Origin of the sequence: Alkalihalobacillus sp. BA299, assembly GCF_017745675.1 — a bacterium.
Taxonomy (GTDB): domain Bacteria; phylum Bacillota; class Bacilli; order Bacillales; family Bacillaceae_F; genus Alkalihalobacterium.
Window position 1 is genome coordinate 141,396 of sequence record NZ_JAFLJM010000007.1, and the last position, 19,019, is coordinate 160,414.

General features: G+C 38.0%; 20 protein-coding genes and 1 other annotated feature. Of the genes, 12 read left to right on the plus strand and 8 right to left on the minus strand.

Annotation, left to right across the window (positions count from 1 at the left end):
* Nucleotides 1-11 precede the first annotated feature (11 nt).
* Nucleotides 12-845, minus strand: coding sequence for an ion transporter (locus J0N78_RS11415; RefSeq protein WP_209123224.1), 834 nt, complete (start codon nt 843-845; stop codon nt 12-14).
* A 162-nt stretch (nt 846-1,007) separates the two neighbouring features.
* Here J0N78_RS11415 and J0N78_RS11420 point away from each other — a divergent pair, with 162 nt between their 5' ends.
* Nucleotides 1,008-2,021, plus strand: coding sequence for an NAD(P)/FAD-dependent oxidoreductase (locus tag J0N78_RS11420; protein WP_209123225.1), 1,014 nt, complete (start codon nt 1,008-1,010; stop codon nt 2,019-2,021).
* 109 nt (nt 2,022-2,130) lie between these two features.
* Here J0N78_RS11420 and proC read toward each other — a convergent pair whose 3' ends face one another.
* Genes proC through proB form a run of 3 tightly spaced genes read right to left on the minus strand, consistent with a single transcriptional unit; the run spans nt 2,131 to nt 5,342 of the window.
* A complete protein-coding gene (proC, locus tag J0N78_RS11425) occupies nt 2,131-2,964 on the minus strand; it encodes a pyrroline-5-carboxylate reductase (protein WP_209123226.1) in 834 nt (277 codons plus the stop codon).
* Between the two features lie 15 nt (nt 2,965-2,979).
* Nucleotides 2,980-4,224, minus strand: a complete 1,245-nt coding sequence (locus J0N78_RS11430; protein WP_247747254.1) for a glutamate-5-semialdehyde dehydrogenase — start codon at nt 4,222-4,224, stop codon at nt 2,980-2,982.
* Nucleotides 4,221-5,342 (minus strand): glutamate 5-kinase, encoded by a 1,122-nt coding sequence (gene proB / locus J0N78_RS11435; RefSeq protein WP_209123228.1) that lies wholly within the window; start codon nt 5,340-5,342, stop codon nt 4,221-4,223. The genes J0N78_RS11430 and proB overlap by 4 nt, the downstream gene beginning before the upstream one ends.
* Nucleotides 5,343-5,666: 324 nt before the next feature.
* Nucleotides 5,667-5,878: a binding site (T-box leader), on the minus strand.
* A 111-nt stretch (nt 5,879-5,989) separates the two neighbouring features.
* Between proB and J0N78_RS11440 the strand changes: the two genes are divergently transcribed.
* Nucleotides 5,990-6,787 (plus strand): SDR family NAD(P)-dependent oxidoreductase, encoded by a 798-nt coding sequence (locus tag J0N78_RS11440; protein WP_209123229.1) that lies wholly within the window; start codon nt 5,990-5,992, stop codon nt 6,785-6,787.
* Here the strand turns inward: J0N78_RS11440 and J0N78_RS11445 are convergent.
* From J0N78_RS11445 to J0N78_RS11455, 3 genes are all read right to left on the minus strand, one after another.
* A complete protein-coding gene (locus J0N78_RS11445; RefSeq protein WP_209123230.1) occupies nt 6,778-6,981 on the minus strand; it encodes a YqzH family protein in 204 nt (67 codons plus the stop codon). The two genes, J0N78_RS11440 and J0N78_RS11445, sit on opposite strands and share 10 nt — an antisense overlap.
* 130 nt (nt 6,982-7,111) lie before the next feature.
* Complete coding sequence (locus tag J0N78_RS11450; protein ID WP_209123231.1) at nt 7,112-7,594, minus strand: YqeG family HAD IIIA-type phosphatase; 483 nt, start codon at nt 7,592-7,594, stop codon at nt 7,112-7,114.
* Between the two features lie 158 nt (nt 7,595-7,752).
* Nucleotides 7,753-7,899 carry a hypothetical protein gene (locus tag J0N78_RS11455; RefSeq protein WP_209123232.1) on the minus strand — a complete coding sequence of 49 codons (147 nt, stop codon included), beginning with the start codon at nt 7,897-7,899 and terminating at the stop codon, nt 7,753-7,755.
* Nucleotides 7,900-8,068: 169 nt separating this feature from the next.
* On the opposite strand from J0N78_RS11455, the gene J0N78_RS11460 reads away from it, so the two are divergent.
* The 4 genes from J0N78_RS11460 (at nt 8,069) to J0N78_RS11475 (ending at nt 10,812) form a co-directional block, all read left to right on the plus strand.
* The gene (locus J0N78_RS11460; protein ID WP_209123325.1) at nt 8,069-9,307 is read left to right on the plus strand and encodes a Y-family DNA polymerase; all 1,239 of its coding nucleotides are present in this window, start codon (nt 8,069-8,071) and stop codon (nt 9,305-9,307) included.
* 14 nt (nt 9,308-9,321) lie between these two features.
* A complete protein-coding gene (locus J0N78_RS11465; protein WP_209123233.1) occupies nt 9,322-9,654 on the plus strand; it encodes a YolD-like family protein in 333 nt (110 codons plus the stop codon).
* 182 nt (nt 9,655-9,836) lie between these two features.
* Nucleotides 9,837-10,121: a hypothetical protein gene (locus J0N78_RS11470; protein WP_209123234.1), complete on the plus strand. Its 285-nt coding sequence runs from the start codon at nt 9,837-9,839 to the stop codon at nt 10,119-10,121.
* A 211-nt stretch (nt 10,122-10,332) separates the two neighbouring features.
* The gene (locus J0N78_RS11475; protein WP_209123235.1) at nt 10,333-10,812 is read left to right on the plus strand and encodes a low molecular weight protein-tyrosine-phosphatase; all 480 of its coding nucleotides are present in this window, start codon (nt 10,333-10,335) and stop codon (nt 10,810-10,812) included.
* A gap of 86 nt (nt 10,813-10,898) precedes the next feature.
* Here the strand turns inward: J0N78_RS11475 and J0N78_RS11480 are convergent, their stop codons facing one another.
* A complete protein-coding gene (locus J0N78_RS11480) occupies nt 10,899-11,078 on the minus strand; it encodes an H-type small acid-soluble spore protein (protein ID WP_209123236.1) in 180 nt (59 codons plus the stop codon).
* 208 nt (nt 11,079-11,286) lie between these two features.
* Between J0N78_RS11480 and asnB the strand changes: the two genes are divergently transcribed.
* The 6 genes from asnB to J0N78_RS11510 all read left to right on the plus strand — a co-directional run bounded on the left by asnB (nt 11,287) and on the right by J0N78_RS11510 (nt 18,970).
* A complete protein-coding gene (asnB, locus tag J0N78_RS11485; RefSeq protein ID WP_209123237.1) occupies nt 11,287-13,134 on the plus strand; it encodes an asparagine synthase (glutamine-hydrolyzing) in 1,848 nt (615 codons plus the stop codon).
* 294 nt (nt 13,135-13,428) lie between these two features.
* The gene (locus tag J0N78_RS11490) at nt 13,429-14,829 is read left to right on the plus strand and encodes a sigma-54 interaction domain-containing protein (RefSeq protein WP_209123238.1); all 1,401 of its coding nucleotides are present in this window, start codon (nt 13,429-13,431) and stop codon (nt 14,827-14,829) included.
* A 365-nt stretch (nt 14,830-15,194) separates the two neighbouring features.
* The gene (locus tag J0N78_RS11495) at nt 15,195-16,790 is read left to right on the plus strand and encodes a class I adenylate-forming enzyme family protein (RefSeq protein WP_209123239.1); all 1,596 of its coding nucleotides are present in this window, start codon (nt 15,195-15,197) and stop codon (nt 16,788-16,790) included.
* A 30-nt stretch (nt 16,791-16,820) separates the two neighbouring features.
* Nucleotides 16,821-16,973 carry a transposase gene (locus J0N78_RS11500; RefSeq protein WP_209123240.1) on the plus strand — a complete coding sequence of 51 codons (153 nt, stop codon included), beginning with the start codon at nt 16,821-16,823 and terminating at the stop codon, nt 16,971-16,973.
* A 20-nt stretch (nt 16,974-16,993) separates the two neighbouring features.
* Nucleotides 16,994-18,178 carry an acetyl-CoA C-acetyltransferase gene (locus tag J0N78_RS11505; RefSeq protein ID WP_209123241.1) on the plus strand — a complete coding sequence of 395 codons (1,185 nt, stop codon included), beginning with the start codon at nt 16,994-16,996 and terminating at the stop codon, nt 18,176-18,178.
* A 24-nt stretch (nt 18,179-18,202) separates the two neighbouring features.
* The gene (locus J0N78_RS11510; protein ID WP_247747255.1) at nt 18,203-18,970 is read left to right on the plus strand and encodes an SDR family NAD(P)-dependent oxidoreductase; all 768 of its coding nucleotides are present in this window, start codon (nt 18,203-18,205) and stop codon (nt 18,968-18,970) included.
* The last annotated feature ends 49 nt before the right edge of the window (nt 18,971-19,019 follow it).

The window sequence follows — 19,019 nt, forward strand, 5'->3', positions numbered from 1 at the left end:
AGGGATTTCCCTCAGCTTTTGTTCATTTTAATCATTATTTCCTTTAATTCAGCAATCTCTTTACGAAGTTCACGTACTTCATTTTTAGTTTCATCTTCTTCATTTTCGTTTTCATCTTGATTGGCTTTCTCTACGTTACTTACGATAACCCCGATAAATAAGTTAAACACAATAAATGTACCAACGAGAATGAAGACGACAAAATAGACCCAGGACCATGCCACTTCTGCAAATATTGGACGCATGACACCACTTGCCCATGATTCGAGTGTAACGACTTGGAACAGTGTCAATAAGGACAATTGCAGATTTCCAAAATACTCTGGTGCGACATTCGCAAATAACATTGTTCCTGTAACGGCAAAAATATAAAAAATAATGCTCATTAAAATCATAATATTTCCAAGTGCTGGGATCGTTAATAGTAGTGCATCGACTAACCTTCGTAACGAAGGAATGACAGAAATCGCCCGTAAAACACGAAGAACACGTAAAATACGAAGAACTGTAATGAAATGTGCTCCCGCAAAGACGTGTCCTGCTGCAACAATTAGAAAATCAAACCAGTTCCAACTGTTTTTAAAGAAAGAATACGTTGGACGTGCAGCAATCATCCGCAAAGCAATTTCAATCGTAAAAATCCATAATAGTGTGATGTCTGCGTAGTAAAACCAGCTTGTATACGTTTGATAAACGGCTGGATACGTTTCAACCCCTACAACAATGGCATTAATGACAATGAACGTAATAATCGTTGTTGTAAATGCTTTATGATCTACGATTTTGGTACAATACTCCGAAATACGATGTAGTTGTTTCTTCTCTATACTTTGCTGTGACACCATTTCTCTCCCCCGAAACTACTAAAATCAAATACAACCCTATTCATTTTACTTGATTTTGATGAATAGGGAAAGTCTTCGTCAGTACGTTCAATACTTTGCCACGTATAAGACCATTTCTATTTGCTACAATGAAGAAAAATGATTGACATGGAGGAAGATGGAGTGACACATTATTCGGTACTCATCGTCGGTGCAGGGCTGGCCGGCCTTATGGCAGCAAAGCAGTTTTCAGGTGAAAATGTTAATTACATCATACTAGATAAAGGTAGAAGTGTCGGTGGACGTATGGCTACTAAACGTTTGAATGGGGGAAGAAGTGACTACGGCGCTCAATTCTTTACGGCTCGTAGTGATAGGATGAAGAACCTTGTCAAGCAATGGGAACAGGAAGGTATCATCCATACGTGGGCGAAAGGCTTTCACCAAATGAAAGATATAGCCGATCTCGGCAGTCTCACGTTACATCACGATGGTTATCCCCGTTATGCTGGTAAGAATGGTATGAATGCATTAACGAAGCAGTTAGCAAATGGTTTAAATATTAAGTTAGAACATGAAGTAGAAAAAATAGAATGGACGGATAAGTGGTCTATTTTCGTCCGTGTAGGAAAGAATTCTGAATTATTGACCTATACAGCGGATCAATTAATGCTAACGTCACCTATACCAAAATCATTAGCACTACTTAGTGATGGACGTTTACCATTAGAAGAACAACTGCTTGAAGAATTAAAAAATACAAGCTATTTCCCTTGTTTATGTGCAATGATTGCTTTAGATAGACCAACTCAAATCCCAAAGCCTGGGGGAATACAAATCAAGGAAGGATTGATTTCATTTCTCGGTGATAATGCGCAAAAGGGGATATCAGACACTATCGTTGTTACCATTCATGGAAATGAACATTGGTCGCGTAAAAATTATGAGCAAGACGATCAATATATTTTAGAAAAGCTGATTGAAGCTGCTCGCCCTTTGCTTGGAGATGGAAAGGTTATCGAAAAGCAATTAAAACGCTGGCGGTATTCAAAGCCTGAATTATTACATCCAAATGAATTTGTTGCAACAACAATACCAGGGGTGATCGCTTTTGCTGGAGACATTTTCAAACGTGGAGCAGTAGAAGGAGCTATCCTTTCTGGAATAGAGGCTTCAAAGTGGATGTTGAAGCGGTAAGAAAGTGGCTGACTTGAATTGGTTGCACATAGGACAAATTCAAGCTCTAAAGTTTAAATATAAAAATAGCCTTCAAAACCAATATTTCATTGATTTTGAAGGCTACTCATTATTTCGTCTCTGTAAAAATTTTGCCCATTTCTTTCGCTCGTTCAGATGAACGCTTAATGCCGGCAACGACAGCCTCTTGGAATTGATACGAGGCAAGCACACCAATTGCAGCTTCGGTTGCTCCATTTGGACTCATGACTTCTTTATAAAGCTGTGCAGACGTCTTCGAAGTAGACTCTAGACGCTTTAACGAACCTTTTAACGTTTGAATGATCGCTTCTTTTGCTTCTTCATCATCTAATCCAAGGTCCTTTGCTGCTTTTTCCATTGCTTCAACAAAATAATAAATATAAGCAGGGCCACTTCCAGCGACACCTGTAAATCCATCTTGTTTGTCTTCAGGAATGATATGAACTGTACCGATTGCTTTAAAAAGTTGTGCCGAAACGTCTGTATCTTTCTCTGATGCAAACTTTCCAGCAGATAAAGCTGTAGCCGATTCGCCTACCTTAGCTGACGTGTTTGGCATCGAACGAATGACAGGAGCTTCAATTCCAAGTAATTCTTCAAGGTAGTTTGTCGTTATTCCAGCTAATATAGAAATAAAAATTTGTTCTTTATGAACGTAAGGCTTGATAGACTCAATACCATCAATTACGTTGGAGGGTTTCATTGCGAGTATGACAATATCAGCTTGGCAAACGGCTTCCTCTTTACTAGTTGTTGTTTGGATGTTGTACGTAGCTTGTAAGTATTTTAGGCGCTCAACATCTTTTTTGTTTGTTGCAATAATTTGTTCAGGCTTTAATATTTCTTTCCGAATAAGTCCAGCAAAAATGGCTTCTGCCATTGAGCCCGCTCCAACAAAAGTTACTTTTTTATTTTTTAGCATGATTGCACCTGCCCTTTACTTAATTTGTCCTGTGCCGCGTACGACATATTTCGTTGATGTTAATGCAGGGAGTCCCATTGGACCTCGAGCATGAAGTTTTTGCGTACTAATACCAATTTCAGCGCCAAAACCAAATTCAAAGCCATCTGTGAAACGAGTAGATGCATTATGATAGACAGCAGCTGCATCAACGTAGTTTAGGAATTTGCTGACGTTTTCTGCGTCATCTGAAACAATCGCTTCTGAATGTTTCGTACCGTAGTTTTGAATATGTTGAATAGCTTCATCTACACTTTCTACCACTTTAAGTGCTACTGTTAAATCAAGGTATTCGGTTCCCCAGTCTTCTTCGGTTGCTGTCATTAAACTGTTATCGATTTGGCAAGCTGTTTCATTTGCACGGATTTCCACTTGTTTTTCTTTTAGTTGTGCAAGTAAGTCTTGTAAGTGGTTTTTTGCCCAATCCTTGTGTACAAGAATGGTTTCGGCTGCATTACATACAGATGGACGTTGCGTTTTCGCATTAACCGCAATGGAAATGGCCATTTCTTTATTGGCATCTTCGTCAATATAAACATGACAGTTTCCAACACCTGTTTCAAGAACTGGAACCGAAGCATTTTTAACAACTGATTGTATAAGATTAGCTCCCCCACGTGGAATAAGTACATCTAGGTATTCATTGAGTTTGAACATTTTTGAAGCTGTCTCGCGACTTGTGTCTTCTAACAGTTGAACGGTCTCGATTGGTAATGGACTTTTTTCAAGTGCACGGTGAATGACTTGAACGATCGCCTTATTTGAATGAATTGCTGTTGAGCTTCCACGTAAAATGACAGCATTTCCAGCTTTTAAACATAAACCAGATGCATCTACAGTGACGTTGGGTCTCGCTTCATAAATCATCCCAATTACACCAAGTGGAACTCGGATTTTTTTGATTTGAAGTCCATTTGGGCGATCCCATGCTTCTAGAACTTCACCAATAGGATCATCTAATTCGACCACTTGCTTTAGACCATCAGCCATGTCTTTGATGCGGTCGCTCGTTAGCTTTAAACGGTCAATGAGTGATTCTGTCAGACCAGTTTCTCTCCCTGAAGCAATATCTTTTTCGTTTTCTGTTAAAATGAATTGTGTTTCTTCGATAAGATGTTCTGCTATTAATAATAGAGCTTCATTTTTTTGTTCTGTTGATAACACAGCGAGCTCTGCTGTGATTTCTTTTGCTTTTTTCGCTTTTTGAATAAGCTCACTCATTTGATCATCTTCTCCTTTATCGTTACCCATAAATTTCTGTGAATGACTTCAGAACGTTCTTTATTTGTCTGTTTTTTTGCTTCTTCACTTGATAACCCTTTAATTCGTTCAAGTTCACTAGATGAATAGTTGACTTGGCCTTTTCCAATTAATTCGCCTTTTATGTTGTTTACTTCAATTACATCACCAGTTGTGAAATGTCCTTCAACGGCTGTAATGCCAGCAGGCAGGAGACTTTTTCCTTTATGGATGATGGCTTTTTCAGCACCAGCATCAATCGTAATTTTTCCTGCGATTTCTGAATGAATACTTATCCATTGCTTCTTACTTTTCATTGTGTGATGATCAGTGTAGCCAACGTACGTACCATCACCTTTACCAGCAATAATGTCGACTAGTTTTTCTGGACCAGTACCGGTCCCAATAAAGACTTTAACACCGACAGATAGAGCTGTTTTTGCGGCTTCGATTTTTGAGCGCATTCCACCTGTACCGACTTTTGAGCCGGCACCACCTGCAGCAGCAATTAAATCTTCTGTTATTTCTGGTAAAAATGAGAATTTCTTCGCATTTGGATTTATTTTTGGATTGTCATCGTATAAGCCATTAATATCAGTAAGAATGATTAATGTGTTGGCATGGACAAGTCCACTAACTAACGCCGAAAGCATGTCATTATCTCCGAAAGTAAGTTCTTCGAGCGAAATGGAGTCATTTTCATTAATAATTGGGATGACATCTCGTTTAATCAGTTCGCTTAAAGTAGAATATGCATTATTGTATTGTTCTTGATTTGAAAAATTATGTCTCGTTAGTAGTAATTGTGCTGTGACTATTTGATGCTTTCGAAATTCTTCGGTGTATGCTTGCATGAGTAGACTTTGCCCAACAGCCGCTGCTGCTTGCTTACCAGCAATCGTGACGGGTCGTGTTGGATAGCCAAGGTGGGTAAATCCAGCCGCAACCGCGCCAGAAGAAATGAGGATCACATCATGTCCTTGTTGTTTCAATTTTGCTATGGCAGCTGTATGTTCATAAATTTTTTCAATGGATAGCCCACCGTTTGCATTCGTTAATGAACTGCTCCCAATTTTTACGACAATTCGCTGTCTCGTCATCGTCATCCCTCTTTTTATTTGTAGAGTAAGTCGAAAGTGATAAAATAAATAGAAAAGCGTAAGGCGCCAGTTTATCGGCGACAAGCGCTGGAGGTGCCAGCAAATAGTGTCCTGATTTTTGGACACGTTTGATGGACCGAAGCGACCTCGAGCCGATGGCGCCAGCAGCTAGACAGAAAAGCGTAAGGCGCCAGTTTATCGGCGACAAGCGCTGGAGGGCCAGCAAATAGTGTCCTGATTTTTGGACACGTTTGATGGACCGAAGCGACCTCGAGCCGATGGCGCCAGCAGCTAGACAAAAATAAAAAAACTCTTCGGTCCTATAAAAAGGACGGAAGAGTTGTCGAATCCGCGGTACCACCTTTGTTGGCCAGCTATAAGCAAGCCCTCTTGGAACCGTTAACGCCGGCGACGGTCAGGTTTACCTGACAGCTCAAGGGTAGGTTCAACAGGTTCAGTGGTGGCAGACCTTTCAGCCGATGGGTACTGCTCTCTTTGCACATGTCACTGTTTACTATTCCTATCAACGCTCATTATACTTTGGAGACTATTATAATTGGATCTCGCCTTTCCGTCAAGCCATGGTTGAGTGTTTTTTCAAAGTTGTGAATAAGTATACAAAAAAATAAAGGTAAAGGAGGAGTATTATGGATACAAAGCTCTTACTAGGGAAAAAAATTGTAATCACAGGCGCCTCTAGTGGCTTAGGTAAAGAATTAGCCATCCTTGTTGCAAAAATGGGAGCAGTCCCAATTTTGTTAGCAAGATCTCATGATAAATTAGAAGCGATTACCGATCAAATTAGTCAAGATCATTCAGTTCAAGTGTATTATTATCCATTAGATGTCACTTCATTCGAAAGTGTGCAAACGGTGATTAAACAAGTCGTTTCTAATCACGAAAAGATTGATGTTTTTATTAATAACGCTGGAGTCGGTTATTTTGATTCATTTCAGGAGGCTGATTTTGAGCAAATTGAAGCGATGTTTCAGGTTAATGTTTTAGGATTGATGGCTTGTACGAAAGCCATTCTTCCATATTTTTTAGAACAAAACGAAGGACATATTATTAACATTGGATCACAAGCTGGTAAAATTGCGACGCCAAAATCAAGTGTCTACTCGGCAACGAAGCATGCTGTGCGAGGGTTTACAAATGCACTTCGAATGGAACTGGATAATACGAATATTCATGTAAGCATAATCAATCCGGGGCCTATTCGAACACCTTTTCTGGACCAAGCGGATAAAAGTGGTACATATAAAAGGAATGTTGAAAAGTTAATGTTATCTCCAGAAGATGTAGCAAACCACATCGTACAGCTTATCGTTAAACCAAAGCGAGAGTTAAATTTACCATGGTGGATGAATGTAGGTTCAACATTATATCAATTGTTCCCTCGTCTTGTTGAAAAGATCGGTGGCAAAAAGTTTTATCAGAAATAGTTAACGGTTAAGTATTCGTAAATGACATCATGGAGAATATGATGGATGTCTTCATCAGGGTTTTTAAGCCTTTGCTCATGAAAGTTTTTTATAAGTGTGTCGATTTGCTTCTCAGTTAATAGAAGGTCCGGATCATGCACGTAGCTAACTGTAATTTTTTCAATTTTCTTTTTTAGAAATTGACGATCAATCATCATGAATGCTCCTTAGTAAAATAAAAATTTCATCTATTTAGTAGAGTGAACTAAGCTATACAATAGTGTCAATCGGATGATAATGTATTTTTAAAATTAATCATGAAAAAGGTAGAAACTTCGATAGTTTCTACCAACTTCTGCGAATCAGCCTCTCAAATACTCGCTTTAATCTAATATTCCACGGTTCGTGTTCTTCGCCAATTGGATGAACAAGAACAGTCTTCATTTTTAGCCGCTTTCCACACCAAACATCAGTAAAAAGTTGATCACCAAGGAATATGCTTGTCTCCCGCTCTAAGCCCTTTTCTTCCATGAATTGTTCAATCTTTTTAATTCCAGGCTTTCCGCTCCAACCTAACCCTTGAATTCCAAGGGGGGTTGTAAAACGATCGACGCGTCCTTGACTATTGTTGGAAACAATGACGAGGTCTATTCCGTTTTCTTTTAATGAGTTCACCCATTGTGTAACGTCGTCTCCTCCAGGCTGGTGGTGGATGGCGAGTGTACTATCTAAATCAGAGAAGATCGTTTTAACATTGTTCGATTTTAGCCATTCTGATGTAATCTCTGTAAAATGTTTTAATTCAAAATCAGGTTGAAAGTATTTCATTTTGCTACATTTCTCCTATGTAATTCGTCTTTTTATTAATTTTCTCTTTATTTGTATTGAAATGCAACTTTAAAGTTTAGTAAAGAACACACTAGTTTAGCTATAGCTTTAACGGAAATAGAGCACTGAATCGATTCAGCGCTCTACCTTTTCTTAGGTTATCCTGTGATGATTGAATGTTTCCCGCCAGGTTGATCATCTTCTTCGTCGTCATAGGCAATTAAGACGACATTTAATTCTTGTTCCAAGTTTTTTAATTTTTGTAGTTGTTGTTCGTTTAAGCTGGCTACATGATAATGTTCCACGTTTAATTCACCTCAGATTTAGTATACCCAGACCACTTTAAATTATTTTAAGAATGTCAAACTTTTCTAATTGAAAAACGAACGTATATTCGTTTATAATCAGAATATAATACGAACATAAGTTCTTTTTAGGGGGGATATTTTGGATCCGCAACAATTGTATGAAACGATGGAAAAACGTAGCATTCTCTGTGTTGATATGAAAAGTTTTTATGCGAGTTGCTCAGCACTAGCACTCGGACTTGATCCACTGGAATGTTATTTAGCTGTCGTTGCTGACACGAACAGGTCTGGAAGTGTTGTGTTGGCGGCCACTCCAAAATTTAAAAAAGATTTTCGGATTAAAACCGGGAGTCGTTTATTTGAAGTTCCAAAGGACCCTCGGATTCACCTTGTTAATGCACGAATGGCTATGTATTTAGATACTTCCGTAGAATTGACAAAGTTTTTCACTCGTTACGTCCCATTTGAAGCGATTCATGTATATAGTGTCGATGAAAGTTTCCTGCAAGTAGATGGAACTGAGCGTCTCTGGGGAAATGCTTCCCAATTAGCGGCGCGAATTCGTGAAGATATGCTAAGGGATTTTGGCTTAACGTGTGCAATAGGTATTGGACCGAATATGCTTATGTCTAAGCTATGTCTTGATATTACGGCGAAAAAGACTGGAGTAGCCCAGTGGGATCTTAAAGAGTTGCAGAAAGAGCTGTGGCCCTTACCATTACGAGAGATGTGGGGAATTGGCTCACGATTAGAAAAGCGCTTAAATCGTCTCGGGATCCGAACGGTAGGGCAACTTGCTCAATATGACGTTTCGAGATTAGAGAAAGCGTTTGGTGTTATGGGAAACCAAATGTATTACCATGCCTGGGGGATTGATTTATCAGAACTTGGTGCTCCAATTATACAAGGGCAGATTAGTTTTGCAAAAGGACAAATACTATTGCGTGATTATAAAGAACGGGAAGACATTGAGTGTGTCATTTTAGAAATGTGTGAAGAAGTAACAAGGCGTGCTCGAAATGCGAATAAAGCAGGCCGAACTGTGAGTTTAGGACTCGGCTATAGTAAGGAAGGAAATGGGGGCGGCTTTTATCGTTCCATGAGTTTGGATGAACCGACAAATTTAACGATGGATATTTATGAAGCATGTCTTCATCTAATGAAGAAGCACTATCGAGGAGAAACGGTAAGGCAAATTACGATTGCGTTATCAAATGTATGTGACGATGCTCACGTTCAACTCAGTTTATTAGACCCTGAGAAACCTCGTAAAAAGGAGTTAGGTTATGCAATGGATGCGATCCGAAACAAATATGGATCTGATGCGTTATTACGAGCTGTTTCTTATACGAAAGCGGGGACGGCAAAACACCGTTGTACGCTTCTCGGTGGTCACAAAGCGTAGAAAGGATGATGAAAATGCTTAAGGATCGTGGAAATATCAAGTGGACAGCGATGATGCTTCCAGAACATGTAAGCTTACTTCGTGAATTGAAAAAAGAACTTACGTATCAAAAGAAGCCGGAATTAGATGAACAACAACTGCTAGAAATGAATGAACAGATTTGTGAAGGGATGGAAAGAAATGAGTCACTCATTTTTACTTATTATGAAAATTATGATTATCATTGTATGGTCGGCACCGTTCATCATTTTAATGAAATGGAAAGAAAGCTACACATCATTGACCAATTTGGAGAAAGATTATATTTGAAGGTAGAGAACATTATTGATGTAAAAACGTACAGCTAAAAAACAGCCATTTTATGTATAAATTTAGCTTTGATTTCCTACAATAGTTTTTAGCTCGTTATTGATACGAAACTTTCAAAATTTTGTAAAGCAAATGTCACAAATGTTTTCATAAAATGGAGTGACAAGGTGTATAGTTAGTAAGGAGTTTTAAAAATTTTAGAATAGGAAGTGAAGAGAACGTGCGCGTTCATGATTTAGTCGAAACCAAAGAATTTTTTATCGGGGAAACAAAGCCAAACTTTCATGTGATCTATGAAAAATTTGAAAACAATGATGCTGTCTATGTAGGTGGGATCATTCAAACAAAGAAGCTAGGGATAGAGGAAATTATTCAAATTTTTCGTGGTGAGGAAGATACCCTATGTAATGTGGAACGATATTGTATTGGTAAAGAATACCCGAATATTGAAGCGGTTTTGGCAAAAGTAAAGAATAATCATAAAGAAATTTTTATTCAAGCATAAATAAAGTGAAACTTCACTCAAGACGAAGGGCTTTATCCCTGTCTTTTAGTGTTAGTTAAACAGGATAAAGTATAGAGGCTGACCGATTTGAGAGTCAGTCTCTTTTATTTTAACTAAAATGAGAGGTGAGCATATTGAACATGTCGTTGCTTCTTATTATGAATTACGCTACCATTTAAGTATGTGAAGTGATTTAGAAAGGAAGAGAGTCATGGTTAAAGTATTATTCGTATGTTTAGGCAACATCTGCCGGTCGCCGATGGCAGAAGCTGTGTTTCGGAAAAAAGTAGAAGATAAGAACCTAGAGGATACATTTGGGATTGATTCAGCTGGTACTGGAGATTGGCATATTGGAAAGCCTCCGCATCAGGGGACGAGAGACATCTTAGATCAGAACCAGATTGACTATAGCGGAATGAAGGCGCGTAAGGTAAAAGCGTCTGATCTACAAGATTTTCATTATATTATTGCGATGGATGCTGAAAACTTAGGAAATTTAAATGCTATGGCACAGTTTGAGAAAACCGGAGAAGTTGCTAGGCTTCTTGACTTCCTTCCAGAAAGTGATGTTGTCGACGTACCAGATCCTTATTTTACAGGAAACTTTGAAGAAGTATATGATTTAGTGAATAGAAGTTGCGAGAACTTGCTTTCCTACATATGTGACCGAGAAAATATCAAAAAGAGCTGATGAAATATGTCAGCTCTTTTTAATTGGACAAATACTCTAGATTAATTAGGAGCACTTAAACCTCAAATCTAAAATAAGTAGTATTATTATTGTTCCATTAGTTGTTGGACAGGAACGGTCATTTCGTTTTCTGGTTGGCTTTTGTCATATACACGAGCTGTTTCGTTATCATGGTCTACATGTTGGATCATGACAGGTGTACCATTGAAAAGCACTTGAACATCTTTCATGGACTCGACGATTTCCTGAGCACGTTGAGCATTCACTTCTACATCACTCCTTAAATTATTCTTTCATTAAAAGGAAACTAAATCTTCGTAATTTACGTTTTCATTATGAGGATAAATCCCATATTTTATGCATGCAAGGCCATTACTGAAGTCACATTCTATGATCACCATGAATACGATGGGATATGGGCATGGTGCCCAGTTTAATATAATTATTCCCGAAAGCGAAAGAGGGTTGATATAGATGTGTGGTATTACAGGTTGGATTGATTGGAAACAAAATATGGTAAAGGAGCAGGCTGAAGTTGAAACGATGGCCAAAACACTCTCACGCCGTGGTCCAGATGATATCAATATTTGGAGCTCGAATCATGCGGCATTAGGGCATACTCGTCTCATCGTTGTCGACCCAGAAGGTGGCGTTCAGCCAATGACAAGGCAGAAAGGTAATCGGTTATATACCATTGTCTATAATGGCGAGTTGTATAATACAGAAGACTTACGAAAAGAGCTACTTCAACGCGGGTATACGTTTAAAGGGCATTCAGATACAGAAGTCCTGTTAACGTCTTATATAGAGTGGGGCTTTCATTGTTTAGAAAAACTGAATGGTATATTCGCATTTGCGATTTGGAGCGAGCACGACCAAAGTTTAATACTCGCCCGAGATCGTCTTGGGGTAAAACCGTTATTTTATTCGGTACAAAACGGTCGATTACTATTCGGCTCCGAAATGAAAGCACTTCTCGCTCATCGAGATATGTCACCAACGATCGATGAAATTGGACTTTCCGAGGTTCTAGGATTAGGGCCATCACGTTCACCAGGCAACGGGGTATTTTCAAATATAGAAGAACTGCGCCCAGCACATGCGATGCTTTATGACCGAAACGGGGCAAAAATAAGTCGATACTGGAAGTTAAAAAGCAAACAACATCTAGACAATGTTGAGGAAACGGCCGAAAACGTTCGATGGTTATTGATGGATACAGTTGACCGTCAATTGGTAGCGGATGTTCCGGTATGTACGTTTTTATCAGGTGGTATTGATTCAAGTGCGTTAACGGCTTTAGCAGCCGATGTATTTGAGCGAGATAACAAAGGGATTTTAAGGACGTATTCGATCGATTATGCGGATAATGACAAATACTTTAAAGCGAATGATTTTCAACCGAACGCGGATGGACCGTGGATTAAAAAAGTATCTAGTGCGTTTAATACTTTACACACCAACCATGTTATATCAATGGAGGATCTGGCAGGTTATTTGAAAAAAGCCGTTGAAGTCCGTGACTTACCAGGCATGGCAGATATTGATTCTAGTTTATTATGGTTTTGTGAAAAAATTAAAGAAGATGTTACGGTAGGTTTGTCAGGAGAATGTGCAGATGAGATTTTTGGAGGCTATCCTTGGTTCCATAAACCAGAAGTGATGTATACAGATGGGTTCCCATGGATGCGTTCAACCCAGGAAAGAGAAGCACTATTACAAGAAAAGTGGAAGAGTAAACTGAACTTACAGGCGTATGTTCATGAACGCTATAAAGAAACGATTGCAGAAACACCGAGATTTGAAGATGACACGAAAGAAGAAGCGCGCAGAAGAGAAATATCTTATTTAAATATTATTTGGTTTATGACGACATTATTAGATCGAAAAGACCGGATGAGCATGGGAGCCAGTCTTGAAGTTCGTGTCCCATTTGCCGACCATCGTCTTGTGGAATATGTGTGGAACATTCCGTGGGAAATGAAGCGTCTAAATGGATTAGAAAAAGGGATCTTACGTAAAGCACTGGAAGGCATCTTACCTGATGAAGTATTATATCGAAAAAAAAGCCCGTATCCTAAAACGCATAACCCACATTACACCAACGCCGTAAAAAAAGAAATGCTGAACATTTTAAACCAAAACGACTCACCGTTATTTGACTTGATTGATCGTAACAAAATGAAGGAGATTGCTGAAAGTGGTGGTGTTTCGTTTAAAACACCGTGGTTCGGGCAACTAATGACAGGTCCACAGCTCATCGCACATTTTGTCCAAATGGACCATTGGTTAAGACATTACAATGTTCAGATAAAAGCATAGTAACTGCTTAAGAGGCTTCTATCCAATGATAGGAGCCCTTTTATTGGGTAAATCAAATGGTGAGAGCAGATGCACTCTCTTCCCACGTGTTTCGCGTTCGCTGAGTATTCGAGCATCAGTTTAAGGCTACGACGATAAACACCTAGCCAATGCATTGCATGTGTAACTTCCTGTAAATTAAAAATATTTAATTAAATCGGAGGATGGTGTTGAAGTATTTAAAGAATGATGAAATAATTCATCATATAGGTTGAATAAGACAGAAAATATAGAAATATTAAAAGGAGGGATTAAATGAGTTTTAAGCTCGAGCAAAATCTTAAGGATGTTTTTGCAATGAATAAACTGTTGGATTCCATTATTGAATCTAGTTATGACGGCATATATGTAGCAGATGCAAACGGGGATGGTCTTATTGTCAATGAAGCTTATAACCGAATTACGGGTGTCCATGAAGAGGAACTTCTCGGCAGGAATTTAAAAGATGTTGTCAACAAAGGAATTATTTCTGAATCTGTAACATTAAGAGTATTTAAAGAGAAAAAACCAACGACGATCGTTCAAATTGTAAAGGGAAAAGAAGTACTAGTTACAGGAAGTCCGATCTTTAATGAAGAAGGTAAAATTACCCACGTAGTAACGAATGTAAGGGATATCTCGGAGTTAAATAAATTAAAGGTAGAGCTGCAAGAAGCAAAAGCTTACACAGAGCAAATTTTGAAAGAAATAGATGACTATAAGAAAAAGGAAGGGTTGAAGCAGCTATTTGATCGAGTAATCGCTCAAAGTGATAAGACGATTAAAGCTCTTAATTTAACTAAAAAGATTGCAGCTGTCGATTCAACGGTTATTTTACTTGGAGAATCTGGGGTAGGAAAAGAAGTGTTTGCTAATATTATTCACCAAGGAAGTAAAAGATCTCAAAAACCTTATGTTAAGGTGAACTGTGGAGCGATACCTCCACATTTACTTGAATCAGAATTGTTTGGATATGAAAAAGGAGCTTTTACAGGGGCAGATGGTCGAGGTAAACCGGGTTTATTTGAACAAGCTGATGGTGGAACGATTTTCCTGGATGAAATCGGAGAAATGCCAATTGATTTACAAGTTAAGTTACTTCGCGTTCTTCAAGAGTTTGAAATTACGAGAATTGGTGGACAAAAAACGAAGAAAATCGATGTTCGAGTAGTTTCTGCTACGAATAAAAATCTTGAGGAGATGGTGAAAAAAGGTAAGTTTCGTGAGGATTTGTTTTACCGATTGAATATCGTACCTATACAAATTCCCCCTTTAAGAGAACGTATAGAAGACATTGCTCCACTTGCTTATTATTTTCTACGAAAAACGAATCATAAGTACAACTTAAATAAGCGAATTAACCCTGAAGTGACCTATTATATGGAACAATATCATTGGCCTGGGAACATTCGTGAAATGGAAAACCTGATTGAACGAATTATTGTAACAACAGAAAAAAACGAAATTCAAGTAACGGATCTCCCAACTGTGCTAATACATAAAGAGAAAAAAGTTTCCAAAAATAATCAAACCTTAAAAGAAATTGTTCAAGAAACAGAAAAGCGAATCATAATAGAAAAGCTAAGTGAATACAAAACGACTCGCAAAACCGCAAAAGAATTAGGAATTAGTCAATCTGCTTTAGTAAAAAAGATGAAAAGACTTGGGTTGAGTTAAAAACGATGACAAAAGTGATCAATGATTACTTTTGTCATCGTTTTTTTCTGAAAGATTAATAAGATTACGAGAATTTTTATTATTAAAAGCTTAGTAATGTTATAATCTGTTGTTGTGAATTTTGGGGTGATTTTTCTGTTTTTAATATAATTGGCTCTAATTAAAGGTTTCTTCAATATGTAAATTCAAGATCAAAGGACTAAATATAAAAGTTTGGCACAAATATTGCAATTATCAAAATATAACAAAAAATTCTGTATATACAAAATATTTAAAATGGGAGGAATTGAACATTCTCAGATCTCAATATAGCTACATTATCGAAAGTTATATAATTAACAATGATCATGAAAGTAGGTGTAGTAGTGATTGTTAGAAAGCAACTATTTAATCGAGATGTAAAAGTATATAACGACAGACCTAAAACGGTTTCAGAAATGTTTGAGGCGACGGTAAGAGAATATCCACAAAAGGAAGCGCTTATCATGGGGGAAGTACGCCAAACCTACAAGCAAGTGAATGATACGGCAATTACGATAGCGAAAAACCTCTTTTACAATTATAAAATAGAAAAAGGGGATCGAGTTGCTATATTAGTAGAAAATTGTCTCGAATTCGTTCATGTTTTGCTTGCTTGCGCAAAGTTAGGGGCAGTAATCGTTCCATTAAACTCTAGATTGTCCGTACAAGAGATTACCTTTATGCTTAACCATTCCAATGCCAAAGCACTTATTACAGAAAAAGGTTATTATGAAAAGCTTCAGTTAGTTCATGAGGATCAACAACTAACATCAACTAAGGTATTTTTTATTATTGATGAGTATGACAGTAATAATCTAACTTTAGTAAAATCCTTTTCTGTGCTAAATGCTAACGTTGGAGAAAAGAGCTTTCCGAAAATAGATATCGAAGAAACCGATCCACTATTTATTATGTATACTTCTGGTACAACAGGAACTCCTAAAGGTGCAATTGGTAGTCATGTAGGGATTATCCATAGTGCGTTAAATTATAAACACGTGATGAACACAAATGAAACGATTAAAACACTGATTGCGATCCCTTTGTTTCATGTCACTGGCTTAATAGGACAGCTTATACATATGACTCTCGTTGGGGGAACATCTGTCATACTCAAACGGTATCGAACAGAAGAGTATCTTAAGACAATGGAAACAGAGAAAATCAACTTCCTCTTTAATGTACCGACTATTTATGTAATGTTGTTATCTTCACCTCATTTTAAGAAGGCGGCATATAACGATGTAAGCATTATAGCATACGGTGGTGCACCGATGTCTTACGAAACCATTTATCAGTTAAGAAGGGAATTCCCAAACGCTAGATTGCATAACGCTTACGGGGCTACTGAAACTTCGTCACCAACAACACTTATGCCGATTTATTACCCAGATTCTAAAGCAAGTTCTGTTGGCTTGCCTGTTCCTGTTGCAGAAATCAAAGTTGTAAATGAAGAGGGTGAAGAGTTAGCAACTAATGAAGTTGGTGAACTCCTCATTAAAGGTCCTATGGTGATTGAAGGATATTGGGATAATCCTAAAGCCAACAACGAAACTTTTGTAAACGGTTTCTGGAAATCAGGGGATCTAGCCATGATTGATGATGACGGTTATGTATATATCATGGATCGTAAAAAAGACATGATCAATCGCGGGGGCGAAAAAATATACTCTGCAGAGGTTGAAAATGTCATATATGGACACCTAGGTGTTTTAGAGGCAGCAGTAGTGGGGATACCAGATCAATTATTTGGGGAACAAGTAAAAGCCTATATTGTTACAAAAAATGAGTATTCGGTAACAGCAGAAGATATCCAATCTTATTTATCAGACAAACTAGCAGACTATAAAATTCCGAAAGAAATCGAATTTCTGAATGAATTACCGCGAAACCCAGGTGGAAAAGTGTTAAAGACGATACTTAGCAAGTTAAATCAATGAACCTGAGTTTAACTCTTAGGGAGTGATCATATGAAGAAAACAACGTATTCAATCGCATTTAAGAAAAAGTTAGCTAAGGAAGCGATTACGCTAAATAACATGTCCAAGATAGCTCGGCGGTATGAAGTAAGTGTTGGCCTCGTCTATCGGTGGGTTGAAAAAACAAAAAAAGGTGATTTATAACTGTAAAAAGGAGTGTCATTATGAGTGAAGTATATATTATTGAAGGGGCACGTACTCCAATCGGAGCATTTGGGAAATCCCTTGGGCAAGTTTCAACAACGGATCTCGGTAAGATAACTGCAAAAGAAGCTTTGAAGCGAGCAAACTGTGAAGCAAAAGATATTGATAACGTTATTTATGGGAATGTCATTCATAGTAGTACAAATGCATCGTACTTGGCACGTCATATTGCATTAAATACAGGGGTGTCAATCGATACACCAGCATTACTTGTCAATAGATTATGTGGATCAGGACTACAAGCGATTATTTCTGCAGCACAATCGATTAAATTAGGAGAATCTCAGCTTGCATTAGCAGGTGGAGTAGAAAATATGTCAATGGCACCACACGCTAATTTTACGAGCAGATTTAATGGAACTAAATACGGTTCACTTGCTTTTGAAGATATGTTGTTACGTACATTAGCGGATGAATATACAGGTTACGGGATGGGAATAACAGCTGAAAATTTATCTGAAAAATATGAACTCTCAAGAGCAGAGCAAGATGAATTTGCTTTATTAAGCCAGCAACGTGCTATGAAAGCCGTTCAAACAGGCGTATTTAAAGAGGAAATTGTTCCCGTAGAATTGAAGTCAAAAAAGGGATCGACCTATGTAACAGAGGATGAACATATTCGAAAAGATACTACACTTGAAAATCTAGATAAGCTAGCACCTGCGTTTAAAAAAGAGGGGACAGTCACCTCAGGAAATGCAAGTGGGATTAATGACGGTGGAGCCTCGTTGGTCTTAGCGAGTGAAGAGAAATTAAAAACTGGAGTTAAAGCATTGGCTAAAATACGCTCTTGGGCAGTTGTAGGAGTAGATCCAAACATTATGGGAATCGGTCCTGTACCAGCTATTAAACTAGCATTACAAAGAGCTAATCTTTCTCTTGAAGATATGGATCGTATTGAAGTGAATGAGGCTTTTGCAGCACAATACTTAGCAGTAGAAAAAGAATTAGGTTTATCAAGAGAGAAGACAAATGTGTACGGTGGTGCTATAGCTCTAGGTCACCCTGTAGGCATGAGTGGAGCTAGAATTACGTTATCACTAGCTTACGAACTTAGAAGAAAAGGTTTACGCTATGGAGTAGCAAGTTTATGTATTGGTGGCGGTCAAGGGATTGCTGTCGTTATAGAAAATGAAACGATATAAACTTTAAATAGGAAGGTGTTTACATTGGGCCCAACATTGTTTGATTTAGCAGGAAAAGTTGCATTAGTAACAGGAGGTAGTAAAGGGATTGGTTTAGGAATGGCTGAAGCACTTGGAAAAAGTGGTGCTACAGTCGCGATCGCTAGTCGTGGAAAGGAAGACTTAATCAAGGCTGAAAGGGAACTAAAGGAAAAAGGTATAACAGTAAAAGGTTTTCAAGTTGATGTTACCAATAAACAAAAAGTTGAGCAATTGATAGAAGATGTTGTTACTGAATTTAGCCATATTGATATTTTAATTAATAATGCAGGGACAAATATTAGAAAGCCTTTAGTAGAAGTCAAAGAAGAAGATTGGGACTTTGTTATGGGAACCAACTTAAAAGGAATTTTCCTAACTGGACAAGCAGTCGCTAAACAATTGATCAAACAAGGTGAAGGCGGGAAAATCATTAATATCTCATCAATTTTTGGTGCAACTGGAATGTCCAATCAAACGAGCTATTCAGCAAGTAAAGGTGGCATTAATCAGCTAACGAAAGTATGGGCTGATGAATTGGCGCCACACGGTATACAAGTAAATGCGATTGGACCAGGTTATATTAAAACGCCAATGACAGCAGATTGGCTATCAGACCAAGAGAGGCTTAAGAGTATCGTCGATAAAACGATGATAGGACGTATAGGGACATTAGAGGATTTAGCAGGACCTGTCGTTTTTCTTTCATCCGCTTCTTCTTCGTATGTAACAGGGCAAATCTTATACGTTGATGGTGGTTGGACTGCCAAATAAACTCAATGGATGACTAAATGATATCTATTTATTAAAACGAACTTGTTAA